We start from the raw sequence: 17,912 nt of genomic DNA on the forward strand, positions 1-17,912 counted from the left end.
GAATGAGGTGTGAGCGCGCGCCGCGCTCAGGCCGCTGCCGCCGCTGCTGCCGATGCCTGACCGCCGGCTGCGGCCGTCATGATCTGTTCCTGGGTGGCCGTAGCCGCGTCGAAGAGGCCGTTCTGGCGGCCCTGATGCATCACGAGAATGCGGTCGCTCATCGCCAGCACCTCGGGCAGTTCGGACGACACCATCACGATCGCCACGCCCTGCTCTGCGAGCTGGTTGATGATCGTGTAGATCTCGGCCTTGCCGCCCACGTCCACGCCGCGCGTGGGTTCGTCGAGCAGCAGCACCTTGGGCGGTTTCGCGAGCCACTTGGCGAACACCACCTTCTGCTGGTTGCCGCCCGAGAGCGACTTCACGTCGAGTTCCGCATCGCGCGTACGCACGCGCAGTTGCTTGATGAGGCCGTCGACCGCCTCGCGTTCGGCCTTCTCGCTCACGAAGCCCAGCTTCGCGTAGCGGTCCAGATGCACGAGCGTGGCGTTCTCACGCACCGACATGCCGAGCACGAGCCCCTGGCGCTTGCGGTCTTCCGTGACGAAGCCGATGCCCGCGCCAATCGCGCTGGACGCATCGCGCACGTCGAGCGGCTGACCGTCGAGCGTGACGCTGCCTGCGGTCTTGCGATTCGCGCCGAACAGCGTGCGCAGGATCTCGCTGCGCCCCGCGCCCATCAGCCCTGCGATGCCGAGCACTTCGCCCGCGCGCACCTCGAAGCTGATGCCGGCGATATGGCCTTCGTCGGCGAGACCGTTCACGCGCATGCGCACGTCGCCTGGCGTGTGGCTACGCTTCGGAAAACGCTCGCCCAGTTCGCGCCCGACCATCAGCCGCACGATTTCGTCGAAATTCGTTTCGGCGATCTTGCGCTCGCCCACGAAGTGGCCGTCGCGCAGCACGCTGATCTTGTCGCAGATGCGGAAAATTTCTTCCATGCGATGCGACACGTAGACGATCGCCACGCCGCTCGCCTTGAGCGACGCCATGATCTCGAACAGCGTGTCGATCTCGCGATTGGTGAGCGCTGCCGTGGGCTCGTCCATCACGAGCACCTGCGCGTTCAGCGAGAGCGCCTTGGCAATCTCCACGAGCTGCTGCTGGCCGATCGAAAGATGACCGGCCTCGGTCTGCGGGTCGATGCGCTGCGCGCCGACCTTGTCGAGCCACTTGCGCGCTTCACGGCGCATGGCCGCGGTATCGACCATGCCGAAGCGATGCGGCTCGCGGCCCAGGAACAGATTCTCCATCACCGTCAATTGCGGGATGAGATTGAGTTCCTGGTGGATGATGGCAATGCCCGCGCGTTCGGCATCCACGGTGTTGCGGATCGTCGCCGCGCGCCCGTCGATGAGGATCTGGCCTGCGTCGGCCTGATACACGCCGCTGAGAATTTTCATCAGCGTCGATTTACCCGCGCCGTTCTCGCCCATCAGCGCGTGGATTTCCCCCGCGCCGATATGAAAATCGACGCCTTCGAGCACTCGCACCGGGCCGAACGCCTTGCCGATGCCCTGCATCATCACTTGCATCCTGGACCTCTCAGAAGATCACGCCCGAATGCAGGATCACATTCGCATAGGGGCTGCATTCGCCGGTGCGGATCACCACTTTTGCCTCGCGGCAGCGGCGCTTGAATTCTTCGTGCGGCACTTCTTCGATGACGATCTGCGCGGCGGCCATCTCGCGGCCCTTCGCGACCACGGCCGCGTTGTGCGTCTGCGCCTCACTCGCGAACACCGCGCGCTCGGCCTTGAAATCGGCGAGCACGCTGTCGAGCACGTCGAAGAAACCCGGCACGCCGAGCGAGAGCGACACGTCGATGCATTCCACGCCCGCCGGAATCGGCAGGCCGCAATCGGCGATCACGAGGCTGTCGGTGTGGCCCATGCCGGCCAGCACACGGGCGATGTCGCGGTTCAGATGTCCTTGCTTTTTCATTGCGCTTTCTTTTTGCTGCGTTCTTGCTGCCGGCTTACGACGGCTGGGCCTGCTGATTCAGAAACTGTTCGAGTTCGGCGAGCGTGGGCATGCCGCCCTGCGCGCCCGCGCGCGTCACGGAGAGCGCACCGGCCGCATTCGCGCGCCGCACGGCCTCGCCAATGCCGAGATGCCAGAACGCCGCCATCGCGCCATTGAAGGTATCGCCCGCGCCGGTCGAATCGACCGCCTCGACCGTAAAGCCGCCTTGATGCACGAGCGTGCCGTCGGCCTGCGTGTAGTACGCGCCGTCCTTGCCATGCGTCATTGCAATGCGGCCAGGCATGCGCGCGAGCACTTCGGCCCACCAGCCGGCAGGCGTCTGCAACGCGGTCGCAAGTTCGTGTTCGTTCGGCGTGAGGAGCGTCGTGAGCGAAACCAGTTCTTCGCTCAGCGCAACCGCAGGGGCAGGATTGAGGAAGAAGGGCTTGCCATGTTCGCGGGCGCGACGCGCGGCGTGCAGCACGGTGTCGAGCGGCACTTCGAGTTGCGCGAGAATCACGTCGGCCTGGGCGAACGCCTCGCTCGCGCGGTCGATGTCCTCGGGCGAGAGTTCGTTGTTCGCGCCCGGCACGACGATGATCGCGTTGTCGCCGCCCGAGAGCGTGATCGACGCAACGCCGGTCGCTTCCTGGCCCGTGCGGATATGGCCGATGTCGATGCCTTCACGCGCGAGCGTGGTCTTCATCTGCTCGCCGAACGCATCGTCGCCCACGCAGCCGATCATCGTGACCTGTGCGCCCAGACGCGCGGCGGCCACCGCCTGGTTCGCGCCCTTGCCGCCCGGGAAGGTCGCGAAACGCGTGCCGAACAGCGTCTCGCCGAGTCGCGGAAACGTATCGGTCGTGACGACCATATCCATGTTGATGCTGCCCACCACTACCACGCGCGCCATGGCACTCCTCTTCACCGCTTGCGGCCCGCTCGCTTACGAGCGTCGCAGACCGTGGATTTTTACCGTGCTAAAACGTACTCAGCTTGGGAGCGCATTTATACCAGAGTCCTCACGGACGGGAAATAGATCCCAGGGTATTACCCGATAAGTACGAAGAAAAAAGCGCGCTAGAAGCTGATCGTCGCGGTCACGCTGTCGCTGTAATTGCCAGGCTGAGGGGTGTTCTGCGCAGGCACGACGCCGTACATCGTGAAGGAGGCCGTATTACCGGAACCGGTTCCATAAACTGCACTCGTCCCGTTGGTCGTATCGCCCCACAAGGTCGTATGCGCTGCATCGGTGTAGATCTGATAGCCCACTGTGGCGCTGCCGCCTGACAGCACCATCGTGCGCGCATTCACCTGAGCGCTCGATCCGCCGTTCAGGCTGATCCTGAACGCGTCGCCATTCGTGCATTGCGCCGCAATCGTGCCGGTGGCCGTCAACGCGCTTTTAAGCACGCCTGCCGCCGGGAACACGATGTTGCTCGCGCTGATGTTGCAGTTGTTGGTGACGTTGGCCGTCGCCGTGAAGTTCAGTCCACCGCCGCTCGAAGTCAGCGACGAGCACCCAGGCGGGCCCAGAATGCCGAGCAGGTAATAGCCGTACATGAGCGAGCTGTCGCTCGCGCTGAAGGTATGCGAATAGGTCGTGTCCGCGTTGTTCACTGTGGGCACCGTGGGCTGGTTCGCCGCAATCTGCCCGTAGTACGGGATCGTCACCGAGGCGCTGGTGCCGAGCAAGGGCTGTTGAACGTTGACGGAGATCGGCGTGGTCCCCGCCGCTGTCGAACCCCACGAGATCGAATACGCCTGATCGCTGTAAAGGTCGTACTGCATCGTCGCCGTACCGCCCGACTGGGTCAGCAGACGCGGTTGCGCCGCGCTCAGATTCAGGCACACGAGCGCCGTTGGCGAAAGCGACACCACGGTCCAGTAGCAGGTCACGGTGATCGTGCCGGAGCCGTTCACGGCGGCGCGCGTGATCGGGCTGACCGTGCCGAAGTTCATCGCGGAGACGTTGGCCGTGCAGGTCTGCGCCTGGGCGCGGCCCGGCATGAACGTGGCCGCCACGCACAGCAGCACGCTGGCGAACAGCATCATGAGGCGATGTTGGGAACGGTTCATAGTTTTTCTCCGGAAACGGTCTGGCACGTGAGCGGGCCATAGGTTGGCAGCGAGCCGTTGGTGGGTCGCACATAACGGAAGCTGGCCGTGCAATGGATCGCGCCCGCGCGCGTAGTCGCCGTCACGCTCAAATGGTTATCGGCTTGCAGGTTTTCGATGAAGGTGAGGCCGTCGTAGCCGACGATCGTGTCCGTGCCGCTTTCCTCGTGGTGCACGCGCGTGCCCGGCGGCAGAAACGCGCCATCCGTGCCGCGCAGGATCACGGAAGCCGCGCGGTACTGCGTGATCCTGAAACTCGCGAGCACGCCTGATTGCGCCTGCGGCACTACGTTCGCACGCGTGCTGGCGATACGCTCCTCGGCGGGCAAGCCCATGCTGTCCACGCTGATGAGGTTGTTCTGATAGGCGTTGAGGTCGGGCACCAGCAGATGGCCGTGAGAATCCGTCGTGCCGATCACGCGGTTTTCATGGAGCACGGGCACGCCCGCGAGGCCATCCGTGGAGACGAGCGCGAAGCCGTCGTCGATGCGTCGCGCGGGCAGCGCCGCGCCGTCCATCACCACGAGCGCGCCGGTCAGGTCGAGCGAGCCGGCCATGCGTCCGTCGAGCGCCTGACCCAGCGCCGTCGCCTGGCCATAACGCCCCAGATATTGAAGCTGCGCCTGCTGGTAGTGCGCCGCATTGCTGCCGCCGTCCTGCACGGTCCAGCCCCAACCGCCGTCGTAGTCCGGCGCACGCGAGGCGTTGACGTTCCAGTTGCCCAGGCCGTTCTGGCGACCCGCGCTGGCATTGATCGAGGTCTTGTCGCCGAGCCCCATGCTCGCGCTCACGAACACGCCCGACGAGCTACGCGAAGAGAAATCGCGAAACGCCGACAGGCTCAGCGACACCAGGCTACGCAGACTAACCGTGTAGGATAGCGAACCAATATGCGAAGCCGCCACATCCGGATAGCGATAGCCGATATAACTGAGCGCCACCGTCTGGGCGCCCGGCAGCGGAACACTCAGCGTCGCCCGATCGGTGGCGAGCGGCACCGGCGAGCCATCGCGCGCGGCCAGATCGCCGTAATGGCGCGTCGCGCGCAGCGTGCTCAATTCGACCGAGAACCGCTGTGTGATCAACTGATAGCCCAACCCTACCTGCGCGCCCGTGAGATGGCCCGTCGATGCCGCGAGCGAACCGTTGATCACGCCGAACTGGCCGATGCGCACGAGCGCGCCCGCGCCCGCGTCATAAAGGCCGCCCGTGACCTCGGCATGCGCCTCCACCGTCAAGCGATCGCTGATGCCGCGCCGTAACGATGCGCTCGCGACCGGCTGCGGATCGTAGCTGAACGATTCGACGCCGTAGTCGCGGCGCAGAAAGCCCGCTTCGACGGAATAGCTCGACAGGCCGGCCGCGAGCAGGCGCGTGTCGATATAGAGCGGCACCGTGGTCGCGACGGCGCGCCCGAGCGGATCGCGCGTGATGACGGTTGCCTCGCCCGCGCCGGTGATGCCGGGCACGTTGCTGATGACGAATGGGCCGCCCGGCACCGAGCCTGAATACTGTTTGACGTTGTTCACGTAGAGATCGACCGAGGACGGCACCACGGCGGAACCCGATAGCGCGGGCACCGGAAACGTGACGAGATCGGGTCGCAGTGCGAAATTACTGCGCCACTGAAAACCGCCGATGCGCAGCGAACGGCTCCAGTCGAGCGACGACGAAATCGTGTCGCCCACCTGCGTGGTCGAAAGCGTGGCGGGATTCGAGGTCTGCCACGAGGTATCGAAACGCACGTAGTGGTGCATCGTGCGATAAAGATACGCGGTGCCCGTATTGCTGAACACGCCATGCGAGTCGAAGTAACGCTCCTCGGACCAGAGCGCGGACTGGGTGTCGCCTGCCTGCTCCACGTAGGCGTCGTAGTTGAAGACGAAGCCGCGCGAAGCGCTGGCTTGCGGCGCCTTTTCGAGCGCACGCGTGTCGAACACATAGGCCTTGCGCAACGCGTCGGGCGCTTCGATGGCGATCGACTGGGTCGTGGCGTCGTAGTGGTAGCGCAGGCCCGGCAAACTATCGAGTGCGATCTCGTTGCCAGGCGATTTTTCAGCTGTACCCATGGGCAGTTCCGGCACGCGCAAGCCGATGGTATCGAGATCGGCGGCAGACACATAAAGCCTTCCGTCGCGTTGACGGAAATGCGCGATCAGCGCCGTGTGATCGCCATTGAGCGTGACTTCGAGATACAGATCGCCCTGCGGCGGCAGCGCGTCCCGCTGCGGGTCGCCCGCCAGCGAGGCGTTGGGTTCGGCGGGCGGATTGAGCACGGTATTGGGCAGCACGGCGGGTGCGCGGCTCGATGGCGAATCCGGCGTGTCTGCGGCGTCCTGCGCGCGAGCGCACATTTGCGCGAAGAAGCAGAGTGCCGCGGCGAGCGCAATCGCCTTCAGTTCATGCGCCGTTCCACTGCTCGTGCGCCACGTCAATTGATTCGCAATCCTTTTCGCATGATGGCATCCAATCAATACTGCATCGCAAGCAGCGGACGGGGTGGCGATCCCACGACCCTGCGCGTGCGCTTAGTGACTCTGCACAGCCGCTTCGGTCTGCTGCGCGTTGATCGCCGCGCGAACCTTGAGCGGGCCGTTGAGATCGGCGGACACCGGCAGCGCGAGATGCCACTGGCGGATCGATCCGGCCAGCGCATAGCCGAGCAGCCCCTTGTTGACGGGTATCGCGTTGCCCGCGCCATCGACGATCTCGACCGCCGCGATCTGCGCGCGGCGGCCGCCCGTGTTCGCGACTTCGAGCGTCCAGCCCGCTTCGCCATGACGAACATGCCACGCGAGATTGGGTTGGCGAGTCGGGCCGCTGCCCGGGTCGATGAAGACCGGCACCGAGTAGCGCAGCCGGATCGCCACCCCGTTGGACGGCGTGGCATCGGGCTCGGGCAACTCGTCGATGAGGATGCGATAGCTCTGCTCGGCGTTGGTCGCGGCCGGCGTCGTGCGCACGAGACGCACGAGTTGTTCGGCACCCGCGCTGATCTGGATCAGCGGCGGGCTGGCGACCACGTCCTGGGTGGGCGTGAGCGCGTCCTCGCCGTCCGCCTGGCTCCAGCGATAGACGCGCACCTGGCCGTAGATCGGCTTGCTGCCCGAGTTGCGCAGCGTGAGGCCCGAAGCGTTGGCGTCCGCGGGCAGGTCGATCATCACGGGCGAGATTTGCAGCGTGGCGGCCTGCGCCGCGCCGAGGCACGCCGCCGTGAGCGCTGCCGCCAGCACGAGGTTCAAAAGACGATGGAGCGCGCGCATCTTGTTCTCCCCACCGGTTAGAAGTAGACCGTCGCGGTCACCGTCGTTTGATACGTGTCGGGCTTCGGCGTGGTCTGAACGGGGATCTGTCCGTAGACGGAAATCGTCTGCACGCTGCCCGTGCCGGTGCCCCCTATCGTGTTGGTGCCCTGCGTCGTGCCCCACACCGTCGTGTGTGCCGAGTCCTGATAGAGCTGGAACGCCACCGTGGTGGTGGTATTGCCGGTCGCGGTGCCCGCGAGCAGACGGTTCGTCACGGTCGAACCGCTCACCGTGCCGCCATCGAGGCCGACGTTGTACGGCGTGGTGTTGGTGCAATCGACGGCCACCGTGGTTTGCTGGTTGAGCGCCGTTGTGAGCACGCCATTGGTGCCGAAATTGAGCGCCGTGGCGGTGATCGTGCAGTTCGCCTGCAGCGTCAGCGAAACCGTGAAGGTCGATGTGGCGGTGCCGGTCGAATAGGTCGCGGCGTCGGCGAACGACGCCATCGGCCCGCAAACGAGCGCCGCGCTCAAGGCGCTTATCACGAGTTTCTGTTTCATTGCTTCGGCCCTCTCTCAGGCATCCGCGTCTTTTGGCGACGCGTCATGTTTTCATTTTCCCGGCTCTCATCGAGGAGAATCCACGAAACTCGTCCGGTTGATAATGCGTCAGTTCGGAATCGGAATGATTGCTCACGCATCTATTCAAGGTTTACGGCGTGCGAAAATTTTTCCTGAAGAAAAGCACACTCGGGCTTTAAATCAACCGGCATCGCTGGGTGGTCCGCACACCTTGATTTCGCTACCTTTTAGAGAATTCTAAGGAGAGTTTTCAGGTGCAGTCCGGCGATTAGACGTGATTTATGCGGGCACTTCGGCCAATCACCTCACAGTCCGTCAGACGGAAATGACCATGACGTATGCCATTCGGATTGCGAAATCTGTGTTTTGATTCGATATCCACAAGAGATATTCAAGACCAGAAAAAGTTACTGTCCGGGAAAGCCCTGCGGCATGCGGTTATCATATTTTGGCGTTTTAGCTTATTGCGCCCACGGCGCAAACGTATGCGATAAAAAGGAGTCCCTCATTGAACGAAATGAATATGCTGATTGCACTGGCTGGCGTGCTGTTTTTGAGCGTGGCGAGCCCGGGGCCGAATTTCGTGATCGTGACTTCCACGGCCGTCGCGTCGCGGCGTGCCGGCGTGATGACGGGCCTCGGCCTCGCGGCGGCGTCGGGCACCTGGGCGTTCGCCGCCATCGCCGGACTGAGCCTGCTCGTTGCGCAGGCTGCGTGGATTGCGCTCGCGTTGCGCATTGCGGGTGCGGTTTATCTGATCTGGCTCGGCCTGAAAATGATCGCGACCGCACGTCATCCCCTGCCCGCCGCAGCGGTTCATGCGCAATCGGGCTGGCAAGCCGCGAAGAAGGGCTACGTCGTCAGCATGACCAACCCGAAATCGATCGCGTTTTACGGCAGCATCTTCGCCTTGATGGTGCCCGCGCACGCGCCGGTGTGGTTCGAGGCGACGGTCGTGGCGATCGCCATCGGCATGTCGTGCGCGTGGTATTGCGCCATGGCGCTGCTCGCTTCGCATCCTGTGGTGCGCAGCGTGCTAGTGCGGCGCAAAGCGGTGCTCGACAGCGTAGCGGGCACGCTGTTGATGGGCCTGGGCGCACGCCTGCTGGTCGGGCGCTAGTGACCCGCGCGGCGCCACGCCTCTCGGCAAAAACCCTCAAAGTGGCCTAAACTGGCGCCCTCGCACGTCGCGGCGGCCTGTGCGCCGCCGCTCAACTTGGTTTTTCAGGTATTTCGCCCATGTTTTCGCTTTCCGACGCCCTGCCCGCCGACAAATCCGCCCTCTACGAGACGCTCGCCGCCCAGGCGCGCTCGCTGATCGAGGGGGAAACCGATGCGATCGCGAACGCCGCGAACTTTTCGTCGCTCGTGTTCAACTCGCTCGAAGGGCTCAACTGGGCCGGTTTCTACTTCTTCGACGGCACCGAACTCGTGGTCGGCCCGTTCCAGGGCAAGCCCGCCTGCGTGCGCATTCCGCTCGGCAAGGGCGTGTGCGGCACGGCCGCCCAGACGCGCGAAACCCAGGTCGTGCGCGACGTGCACGAATTCCCGGGCCATATCGCCTGCGATTCGGCCTCGCAATCGGAAATCGTCGTGCCGCTGGTCGCCGCCGACGGCTCGCTGATCGGCGTGTGGGACGTGGACAGCCCGCTGCTGGCGCGCTTCGACGCTGAAGACGCGAAGGGCATGGCCGAGCTGTGCCGCGTGTTCGTCGAATTCGGCTGGAACAAGGCTGCCGCGCGCTGAGCGCCGGCCAGGCCGCGCCCTCAGCGATAAAACGCCGAGGGCGCGACGCCAAAATGCCGCCGGAACATCGCGGCAAATGCGCTCTGGCTCGTGTAGCCGTGATCGAGCGCGACCGTCACAATCTTCTCGCCGTGCGCAAGGCGCTCCAGCGCCAGAAATAGCCGCGCATGCTGCCGCCAGCGCCCGAGCGTCATGCCGGTCTCGCGCTGGAACGTGCGGTGCAATGTGCGCTCGGCCATCCCCAGTTCGCCCGCCCAGTGCGCCACTTCATGCGGGGCGTCGGGCGCGGCCACGATCGCGTCGCACAGCCGCCGCAGGCGCGCGTCGGCGGGCCACGGCAGGTACAACGGCAGACGCGGAATCACCGCCAGTTGCGCCAGCAACAAACGCATCAGCAGGTCGTGACGGCTGTCCGGCGCATAGTCGAGCGGCACCTCCACGGCCGCGAGAATCAGCTCGCGCAGCAGCGGCGGGACGTCCACCACGCAACTGCCTTGCGGCAGGCCCTCGGCCGCGCCCGGTTCGACGAACACGGTGCGCATGTGCACGTTGCCGCTCATGCGCACCGTATGCTCCAGCCCGGCGTCGAGCCACACCGCCCGGGTGGGCGGCACGACCCAGCGGCCCGTCTGGGCCTCGATCAACATCACGCCCTCGCTCGCATAGAGCAGTTGCGCGCGCCGATGCCGATGCGCGGCGATAAACGCGCCATGCGGATAGTCGGCGGCCAGCGCCGCCACGGGCATGGGCGTGTCTTCGAACGGCAGGTGGACGTCGGCAGGCGGAGTGGCGATCATCGGTTGAGCCGTTTGAAGGTGGCAGTTTTGCGACATCTTTCGCCATTCTAGCGCGCGACTGGCACCCCTGTTCGCCAGCATCATCGGGGTTCTTTTGACCCTCATGAGTCCCTGCACGATGTCCACCGCTTCTTCCACCTCGGCGCGCCATGCGCTCTTTCCGCTCATCGCCATCCTGCTCTGGTCCGGCAACGTGATGGCGTCGCGGCTCTCCGCGCATACCATTGATCCTTACGCCATCACCTTCTGGCGCCTCGTGCTGGCCGTCGCACTGATGAGCCTGTTCGTGCCCGTCGCCGCCTGGCGCAATCGCGCCGCGATCCTGCCGCAATTGCCGAAACTCGCCTTTCTCGGCCTGCTCGCCATGGCGCTGTTCCAGTGCCTTTCCTATGCAGCGGCGAAGACCACCACGGCCACCAACATGTCGATCATGACCGCGCTCGTGCCCCTGCTGACGATGCTGCTTTCGGTCGCGCTGCTCGGCGAGCCGCCCACCGCAGGCATGGCCGGCGGCGGCGTGCTGTCGTTCGCGGGTCTGGTCTGGCTCATCACGGCGGGCCACCCCGCCGCGCTGCTCGCGGGCGGTGTGCACACGGGCGATCTGCTGATGCTGGTCGCAGCGCTCGCCTATGCGCTCTATGGGGTGCTGCTGCGGCGCTGGCACGTGGGGCTGCCGTCGTGGCAATCGACCTGGTGCCAGGCGATCGCGGCCCTGCTGTTTATGCTCGTGCCGCTCTCGCGCCTGCCGCTGGCCGAGGCGCTGCCAAATCGCGCGAGCCTGCCGCTGATCGCCTATGCGGGGTCGCTCGCCTCGGTCGTGCTGCCGTATTTCTGGATGCAGGGCGTGAAGCACCTCGGGCCAAACCGTTGCAGCATGTTCATGAATCTCTTGCCCGTATTCACGGCGGCGCTGGCCGTGGGCGTGTTCGGCGAGCAGCTGCATGCCTACCATCTGCTGGGCGGCGCCACGGCGCTCGCAGGCGTGCTGCTCGCCCAGACCTGGCGCGCGCCGCTCGGGTGGCGTCGCGCCACATCAGGCAGGATTACGAAGCATCGTTCGATTTGAGGAAATCGATAAAGGCCCGAAGCGGCGCGGGCACGTGACGCCGCCCCGGATAGTAGAGAAATGGCCCGGAAAACTCGGGCCACCAGTCAGACAGCAGCGGCACGAGCGCGCCGCTTTTGAAATGCGGTTCGAGCATGTCCTCGAAAAGCGCGACCACGCCCGCGCCGCGCACCGCCATTTCCAGCGCGAGATCGAGCGACCCAGCCGGCTTCACGACCAGTTGCCCCGGCGGATCGAGCCGCAAGACCTCGCCGTCGCGCTGGTATTCCCAGATCGCCATCGCGCCGCCCGCGAAGCGGATGCGCAGGCACGCATGCTCGAGCAGATCGCGCGGATGCTTAGGCACCCCGCGCGACGCAAGATAGGCCGGCGACGCCGCCGTGGCGAAGCGCTGCGTGCGCGGGCCGATCGGCAGCGCGATCATGTCCTGGTCGAGCCGCTCGTCGTAACGGATGCCTGCGTCGCAGCCCACCTGCAATACGTCGACGAAACCGTCCTCCACGACCACTTCCACGCGGATCTCGGGGTAGGCCCGCGCGAATGGCGTGAGGATCGGCGGCAAGACGCTGCGCGCCACATTGGCGGGCACGTTCAGGCGCAGCACGCCAGCCGGCCGGTCGCGATAGCCGTTCAGCACGTCGAGGGCCGCTTTCATCTCCGCGAATAGCGGCGTGATGGTTTCCAGCAGGCGCTGGCCCGCCTCGGTGGGCGCGACGCTGCGCGTGGTGCGGTTCAGGAGACGCAGCCCGAGCTTCGTTTCGAGCCGCCGCACGGCGGTGCTGAGACTCGAGGCCGATACGCCGCCTGCGCGCGCCGCGTCGCGAAAGCCGCCAGCTCGCGCGACGGCGGCGAACGCGGCCAGGTCGTTCATCTCGAACGCAAGATTCGGTTGGGGGCGGGTGTCCTGGGTCATCCCTCCATTGTGCAAAATTTTGCACAACCCGTGCAGATCGGATGGGATTATCCAACAGCGCGTGGACGCCCATACTTACGCCATCCCTTTTCGAGGAGAACGCAATGTCGCAACCGACGAATTCCCCCGCACGCACCTTCACGCTGGCCGGCCGCACCGTCAATCGCATGGGCTACGGCGCCATGCAGCTCGCCGGTCCCGGCGTGTTCGGCCCGCCGAAGGATCGCGCGCAGGCCGTCGCGGTGCTGCGCGAGGCGCTCGCGCTCGGCGTGAACCACATCGACACGAGCGACTTCTATGGCCCGCACGTGACCAACCAGATCATCTGCGAGGCGCTGCACCCCTATCCCGCCGATCTCACCCTCGTCACCAAGGTGGGCGCGGTGCGCGACGACAAGGGCGCGTGGCTGCCCGCGCTCGAACCCGCCGATATCGAACGCGCCGTGCACGACAACCTGCGCAACCTGGGGCTCGATGCGCTCGACGTGGTGAACCTGCGCATCATGGGCGACGTGCACCAGCCGTCCGAAGGCCCGATCGAGCGCCAGATGGAAGCGCTCGCCGCGCTGCGCGAGCGCGGCCTCGTGCGCCATATCGGCATGTCGAACGCCACCGCAAAGCAGATCGCCGATGCGGGCCAGTTCGCCCCGATTGTCTGCGTGCAGAATCATTACAACCTCGTGAACCGCGCCGACGATGCGCTGATCGACACCCTCGCCGCCCAGGGCATCGCCTACGTGCCGTTCTTCCCACTGGGCGGCTTCACGCCGATCCAGTCGTCGGCGCTCTCGGACATCGCGCAGTCGCTGGACGCGACGCCAATGACCGTCGCGCTCGCCTGGCTGCTGCATCGCGCACCCAATATCCTGCTGATTCCGGGCACCTCGTCGCTGGCGCATCTGCGCGAGAACATGCGGGCCGAGACGCTTGAATTGAGCGACGAGGTACTCGGCAAGCTCAACGCGATCGGGGCTTAAAAGGCCGAGCGGGATCGTTCGTTCCCAAGGTGAGCCGCCGCACACGCAGGTATGGACCTTGCGTCCAGAATGATTTCAGCGTGTTCGCGCGTGACGCCCGGAGGAACCGACCATGCCTGCACTTCATCTCTGGCGGCACGCCCGCGCGGCGGCACTCGCGGTCGCGCTGTCAGGCCTTGCTGCGCTCGCCACGCAAGACGCGACGGCCGCCGGCAAGTTCGACGGCACGTGGAACGTCACGCTCACGTGCGAGACGGGCCCGGACGGCGCCTGGAGCTACACCTACTTTTTCCCGGCGACGGTCGTGGAAGGCGTGCTGCACGGCGAGCGCGGCGTGAAGGACCGTGGCGGCTGGTTCAAGCTCGACGGCAAGATCGAGCCCGACGGCACGGCCACGCTGATCGGCCAGGGCCTGACGAACGCGCCCGGCTACGTGGTCGGCCACCTGGATCCGCACACGCCCTACGAGTACCAGGTGAGCGCGCATTTCGATGCGACTTCGGGCACGGGTTCACGCACCACCACGCGCAAATGCGACTTCGTGTTCGCAAAGCAATAACGACTCGATCCCACCAACGAGAAACCGGCGGACGAAAAAAAACCGCGATCCGGAAATCGCGGTTTATCCAATGCTGCCACTCTCATCCGGCGCGCGTCGCTCCCTCAAACGGCGCGCGTGGAAACTGCACTCGATCCGCCAGTCAGGCCTGCGGATCCGCCGACGCGTCGCCCGTATCGGCTTGCTGCGTACCGTCGTCGGCCGGCTTTTCGTCCTCTTTCTTCTCAACCATCTTTTCCAGCGCCCCCGCGCCTTCAAAGCCCGCGACCGCTGCGGCCGCCTTCGTCAAGAAGCCGGCGTCCGGATCGACCTTCTCCGCCGCTTCGACCGCGGCGACTGCGCCGGCGATTTCGCCCACCTTGTCCAGAATGCCCATTTGACCCCTCCGGTTCATGCCAGTTGACGTTCCGGGCGCGAGGCCCCAGAGCGCATGCCAATACATCCCTGTGTTTTGCCTGTCGAGGTGCGCCGCCCTGTCCTTCCGTTGCCGGCGCACCGTTCTCCCATCGTTTGCTGCCCTTGGCCCCACTCGCGCGAGGCGCTGGCGTTGATGCATTGTCGATGGACGCAGCAGGCACAGCAATCATAAATCGCCAAATCTGACAATGGTTAACGATTCAATCTTCGTATGTTTATTGCGATGCATCAAAACCTTCCCTATAGTGAAGTTGTCTCCTCCATGTCTCCTTGACGTGGTTCAAGCCCGCCTCTGCGCGGGCTTTTTTCTTTTCTGCCGGGCGGCCAGCAGCGCACGTCATCCTTGAGCACGGCCCTGCCGCGCCGCGCGCGCTGGCATAATCCGGGTTCCCTTTTTCTCTGCCTGCCAAGCCGTCGCAATGAACCTTCATACCTGGTGGCTGTTCCTCGCCACTGTCTTCTTCGTTTGTGCCATTCCCGGTCCCAATATGCTGCTCATCATGTCGCACGGCGCGCAGTACGGTCTGCGCCGCACGAGCGCGACGATGGGCGGCTGCCTGTCCGCGCTCGTGCTGATGCTGGCGGTATCCGCCGCCGGACTGGGCGTGTTCCTGCAGGCATGGCCGACGATGTTCAACGTGTTGCGCTGGATCGGCGCGGCTTATCTCGTGTATCTGGGCATCAAGGCATGGAGCGCGCCCGTCCAGCAAAACAACGGCGTCGATGCCGCCACGGAAACGCTCGCCGTCCGCCCGGCGCGCGCGCCGCTCACGCTGTTTCGCAACGGCTTCCTGGTGGCGAGCAGCAACCCGAAGGCGATCCTGTTCGCCGCCGCCCTGCTGCCGCAGTTCATCGACGCGAGCCGCCCCACGCTGCCGCAATTCGGCGTGCTGGTGGCGACCTTCGCCGTGTGCGAAGTGAGCTGGTATCTGGTCTACGCGAGCTTCGGCACGCGCATCGGCGCGACGCTCAAAAGCCAGCGCGTGGCCAAGGCCTTCAATCGCGTGACGGGCGGCGTGTTCGTCGGTTTCGGCGCGATGATGGCGCTCATCCGCCAGTAATGGCAAAGGGCGGCATCGCGCCGCCCTTTTCATCACGTTTAGAAAAACGTTAGTAGAACCTCAGCGAGCCGGGCTGCGACGATTGATATGTTCGTCGAGGATGGCGTCGGCCATCGCCCGCGCCTTCGCGCTTGAGCGGGCATCGAGCATCGCAATCGCGATAGACGCCCCAAAAATCAATAAGCTGAAAGTCACGACAATACCGGCCAGCCACGGCACCGGCATATTGCGCAGATCGGATACCGAATAGCTGCCCGCCTCGAAATGCGCTGCCGCCATGCCGCAGTAATGCATCCCGCACACCGCCACGCCCATCACGACCGCCGAGCTGATCTGACGCGTGCGTCGCAGCGCGCTGCGGCGACGCAGGTCGAACGCCAGCAGCAAAGCTGCTCCGCTAGCAATAATGGCGATGATGACGGACAGGATGACTAACCAGGTCTGGTAGTGGATGGCGGGACAAATATCCATCGCCCACATGCCGAGATAGTGCATGCCGGCTACGCCGAGTCCCATCGCAACGGCGGCGCCCGCAAGATGCGACATGCTCAGCTCATAGCGGCACAAGGGCATAAAACCAATTGCGGACGCAACGATGGCGATCAGGAGCGAAGCCAGTGTCGCGGGAATGTTGTAGCCGACTGCGATCGGCAGATGAAACGCGAGCATCGCGATGAAGTGCATCGACCAGATGCCGAGCCCCATGATGCAACCGCCGAATGCGATCCACGGCAGGAGCGGTCGTTTGCCGATCTGGTCGAGGCGATCGGATATATCCAATGCCGTAAACGACGCGAAGATCGCAAGGAAGCAGGAGAGGACGACAAGCGAGGGATCGTAGTAGCCGGTCATTTTCGTTCAACTCGTGTGAACTGCGTGTGCGAGGCTTGGGCCAGGACGCGATCACTGCTTCCCCGTGCGTCCTTTTTTTGTCTTAAGAAACGCAATGAGTATACATAGAAACCATTGCGCGCAATAGCAAGGCAGAACCCGAATCAGTTGCAACTGGAAATACCCGAAATACGTAGATATGACCGCTTTTTAAAGGTATCGGAAAGATTCGGCGCTCATTCTATGCGCCTCGCATTAATCTTTTAGAAGTGGCATTCAGTCGATGTTTAGTTAATTGTTGCGTGCCGCGTGTCATGACATTGGCGCGGTTTTGATGGGCGGTGCGTAGCGGGCGAGTCTAGAATTGAAGCGTTAGCGCAGCACGGGCCAAAAGGCGCGCCGAAAGCGCGCAGTTGCCTCCGTTGGCAATCAGACCGCACGACACAAAATAAACGGGGATTGGGGATGAACCAGGTTGAAGAACTGCCTACGTTTAGCCACACCGTCTCGCCGGAATCGCACACTCAACCTGGGAAGAATGCGCAACGCGTCTGGATGACCGGGACGATCATCGCCTTGAACGTGTCCGTGTACCTCCTCATGATGGCTCAAGGGGCGAGCTTTCACAGGAATATCGACCCGTCTACCTTAATTGCTTTCGGTGCGAATTTTGGCCCGTACACGCTGAACGGCGAAGTGTGGCGCTTGTTGACGGGCGAGTTTCTGCATCTGAATTTCCCCCATCTCTTCTTCAACATGCTGGTTCTTGCCTGGTTCGGAGGCAAGGTCGAGCGACTGTATGGCAGCGCCCGATTCGCAATCATTTATTTATTTGCCGCTGTGGCAGGCAGTCTCACGAGCCTTTGCGCGCACTATTGGCTAAGCGGCGTCGGTGCGTCCGGTGCGATCTTCGGGGTACTCGGCGCGCTGGTGGCGTATGTGCTGCACTCCCGCTCGCCAATGCGCCGCCCGGAACACGACCGGCTCTTCTGGATCGGCCTGTACATGCTTGCCTATTCGCTATTCTGTGGATTCAATCGCCCTTTGGTCGATGTCGCGGCCCATCTCGGCGGTTTGTTTTCCGGCCTGATCATGGGGTGGATCCTGGCGCCCTCTACAACGGACATCGACCAACGTCCACGAAAAATCGACACCGCTATCCGAGCCGGCGCAATCGCGGCCATCGTTATTTGCGGACTCGGCAGCCAGGCGCTGCTCGAAACTTCGTCTCCCGACGGTCAAAAGGTCCTTGCATTCGCGCTCGTCGAGGAACGGGTATCGGTGATCGAAAGCCCCCTCAAGCAAGAGATGTCGACGCTCGCGGCAATGCTTAAAGCGCGTGATCAACTGGATCAGATTCCCCCATTCATTCATGCGAATGTCTGGCCAAAATGGAATCGTCTGTTCGAAATGGTCTCGAACGCTCAATTGCCGGACGGTTCACGTCTCGCGCCATTTCGCAACGCACAGCTGAATTACTACGACGACATGCGGCAGGCCGTATTGATCATGGCCGACCTCGCCACGCTCAAGAATGCGAGGCATGCCGCCTCGGTCGAACGACTCAAGGCCTTGCTGCGCGATGCGCAGGCTCAGGAGTCGACCGCGATGAGCCTGACGCTCAACCGTTGAACCC

The 17,912-nt window shown here is 64.1% G+C and carries 18 protein-coding genes; 7 read left to right on the top strand and 11 right to left on the bottom strand.

All coding sequences use genetic code 11. The annotated features are described in order from the left end of the window. Nucleotides 1-26: 26 nt before the first annotated feature. The 7 genes from U5782_RS31110 to U5782_RS31140 form a co-directional block, all read right to left on the bottom strand. The gene (locus U5782_RS31110) at nucleotides 27-1,535 is read right to left on the bottom strand and encodes a sugar ABC transporter ATP-binding protein (protein ID WP_322047710.1); all 1,509 of its coding nucleotides are present in this window, start codon (nucleotides 1,533-1,535) and stop codon (nucleotides 27-29) included. Between the two features lie 10 nt (nucleotides 1,536-1,545). Next, entirely contained in the window at nucleotides 1,546-1,944 is a 399-nt protein-coding gene (gene rbsD / locus U5782_RS31115; protein ID WP_322047711.1) for a D-ribose pyranase, read from the bottom strand. Nucleotides 1,945-1,978: 34 nt separating this feature from the next. Further along, a complete protein-coding gene (gene rbsK / locus U5782_RS31120) occupies nucleotides 1,979-2,878 on the bottom strand; it encodes a ribokinase (protein WP_322047712.1) in 900 nt (299 codons plus the stop codon). A gap of 167 nt (nucleotides 2,879-3,045) precedes the next feature. Further along, the gene (locus U5782_RS31125) at nucleotides 3,046-4,044 is read right to left on the bottom strand and encodes a spore coat U domain-containing protein (protein ID WP_322047713.1); all 999 of its coding nucleotides are present in this window, start codon (nucleotides 4,042-4,044) and stop codon (nucleotides 3,046-3,048) included. Continuing rightward, nucleotides 4,041-6,518 carry a fimbria/pilus outer membrane usher protein gene (locus tag U5782_RS31130; RefSeq protein ID WP_322047714.1) on the bottom strand — a complete coding sequence of 826 codons (2,478 nt, stop codon included), beginning with the start codon at nucleotides 6,516-6,518 and terminating at the stop codon, nucleotides 4,041-4,043. The genes U5782_RS31125 and U5782_RS31130 overlap by 4 nt, the downstream gene beginning before the upstream one ends. Nucleotides 6,519-6,611: 93 nt before the next feature. Continuing rightward, the gene (locus tag U5782_RS31135) at nucleotides 6,612-7,346 is read right to left on the bottom strand and encodes a molecular chaperone (RefSeq protein ID WP_322047715.1); all 735 of its coding nucleotides are present in this window, start codon (nucleotides 7,344-7,346) and stop codon (nucleotides 6,612-6,614) included. A 17-nt stretch (nucleotides 7,347-7,363) separates the two neighbouring features. Further along, nucleotides 7,364-7,888 (bottom strand): spore coat U domain-containing protein, encoded by a 525-nt coding sequence (locus U5782_RS31140; protein ID WP_415914438.1) that lies wholly within the window; start codon nucleotides 7,886-7,888, stop codon nucleotides 7,364-7,366. Nucleotides 7,889-8,426: 538 nt separating this feature from the next. Between U5782_RS31140 and U5782_RS31145 the strand changes: the two genes are divergently transcribed. Continuing rightward, nucleotides 8,427-9,029, top strand: a complete 603-nt coding sequence (locus U5782_RS31145; RefSeq protein ID WP_322047788.1) for a LysE family translocator — start codon at nucleotides 8,427-8,429, stop codon at nucleotides 9,027-9,029. 119 nt (nucleotides 9,030-9,148) lie between these two features. Further along, nucleotides 9,149-9,655 carry a GAF domain-containing protein gene (locus tag U5782_RS31150; protein WP_322047716.1) on the top strand — a complete coding sequence of 169 codons (507 nt, stop codon included), beginning with the start codon at nucleotides 9,149-9,151 and terminating at the stop codon, nucleotides 9,653-9,655. A gap of 20 nt (nucleotides 9,656-9,675) precedes the next feature. Here U5782_RS31150 and U5782_RS31155 read toward each other — a convergent pair whose 3' ends face one another. Next, on the bottom strand, nucleotides 9,676-10,452 hold the full coding sequence (locus tag U5782_RS31155; protein WP_322047717.1) for a helix-turn-helix transcriptional regulator: 777 nt from the start codon (nucleotides 10,450-10,452) through the stop codon (nucleotides 9,676-9,678). A gap of 118 nt (nucleotides 10,453-10,570) precedes the next feature. On the opposite strand from U5782_RS31155, the gene U5782_RS31160 reads away from it, so the two are divergent. Then, entirely contained in the window at nucleotides 10,571-11,518 is a 948-nt protein-coding gene (locus U5782_RS31160; protein ID WP_322047718.1) for a DMT family transporter, read from the top strand. Here the strand turns inward: U5782_RS31160 and U5782_RS31165 are convergent. Beyond that, nucleotides 11,496-12,431 (bottom strand): LysR family transcriptional regulator, encoded by a 936-nt coding sequence (locus U5782_RS31165; RefSeq protein ID WP_322047719.1) that lies wholly within the window; start codon nucleotides 12,429-12,431, stop codon nucleotides 11,496-11,498. The genes U5782_RS31160 and U5782_RS31165 overlap by 23 nt on opposite strands. A 104-nt stretch (nucleotides 12,432-12,535) precedes the next feature. On the opposite strand from U5782_RS31165, the gene U5782_RS31170 reads away from it, so the two are divergent. Further along, complete coding sequence (locus U5782_RS31170; RefSeq protein WP_322047720.1) at nucleotides 12,536-13,408, top strand: aldo/keto reductase family oxidoreductase; 873 nt, start codon at nucleotides 12,536-12,538, stop codon at nucleotides 13,406-13,408. Between the two features lie 112 nt (nucleotides 13,409-13,520). Further along, nucleotides 13,521-13,967: a hypothetical protein gene (locus U5782_RS31175; RefSeq protein ID WP_322047721.1), complete on the top strand. Its 447-nt coding sequence runs from the start codon at nucleotides 13,521-13,523 to the stop codon at nucleotides 13,965-13,967. 142 nt (nucleotides 13,968-14,109) lie between these two features. On the opposite strand, the gene U5782_RS31180 is transcribed toward U5782_RS31175, so the two are convergent. Beyond that, a complete protein-coding gene (locus tag U5782_RS31180) occupies nucleotides 14,110-14,343 on the bottom strand; it encodes a hypothetical protein (RefSeq protein ID WP_322047722.1) in 234 nt (77 codons plus the stop codon). A gap of 460 nt (nucleotides 14,344-14,803) precedes the next feature. Here U5782_RS31180 and U5782_RS31185 point away from each other — a divergent pair, with 460 nt between their 5' ends. After that, nucleotides 14,804-15,445 carry a LysE family translocator gene (locus U5782_RS31185; RefSeq protein ID WP_322047723.1) on the top strand — a complete coding sequence of 214 codons (642 nt, stop codon included), beginning with the start codon at nucleotides 14,804-14,806 and terminating at the stop codon, nucleotides 15,443-15,445. 60 nt (nucleotides 15,446-15,505) lie between these two features. Here the strand turns inward: U5782_RS31185 and U5782_RS31190 are convergent, their stop codons facing one another. Continuing rightward, nucleotides 15,506-16,297, bottom strand: coding sequence for an MHYT domain-containing protein (locus U5782_RS31190; protein ID WP_322047724.1), 792 nt, complete (start codon nucleotides 16,295-16,297; stop codon nucleotides 15,506-15,508). A gap of 444 nt (nucleotides 16,298-16,741) precedes the next feature. On the opposite strand from U5782_RS31190, the gene U5782_RS31195 reads away from it, so the two are divergent. Continuing rightward, nucleotides 16,742-17,908: a rhomboid family intramembrane serine protease gene (locus U5782_RS31195; RefSeq protein WP_322047725.1), complete on the top strand. Its 1,167-nt coding sequence runs from the start codon at nucleotides 16,742-16,744 to the stop codon at nucleotides 17,906-17,908. Nucleotides 17,909-17,912: the final 4 nt, after the last annotated feature.

The sequence above is a fragment of the Paraburkholderia sp. J67 genome, from assembly GCF_905220265.1.
Classification (GTDB): domain Bacteria; phylum Pseudomonadota; class Gammaproteobacteria; order Burkholderiales; family Burkholderiaceae; genus Paraburkholderia.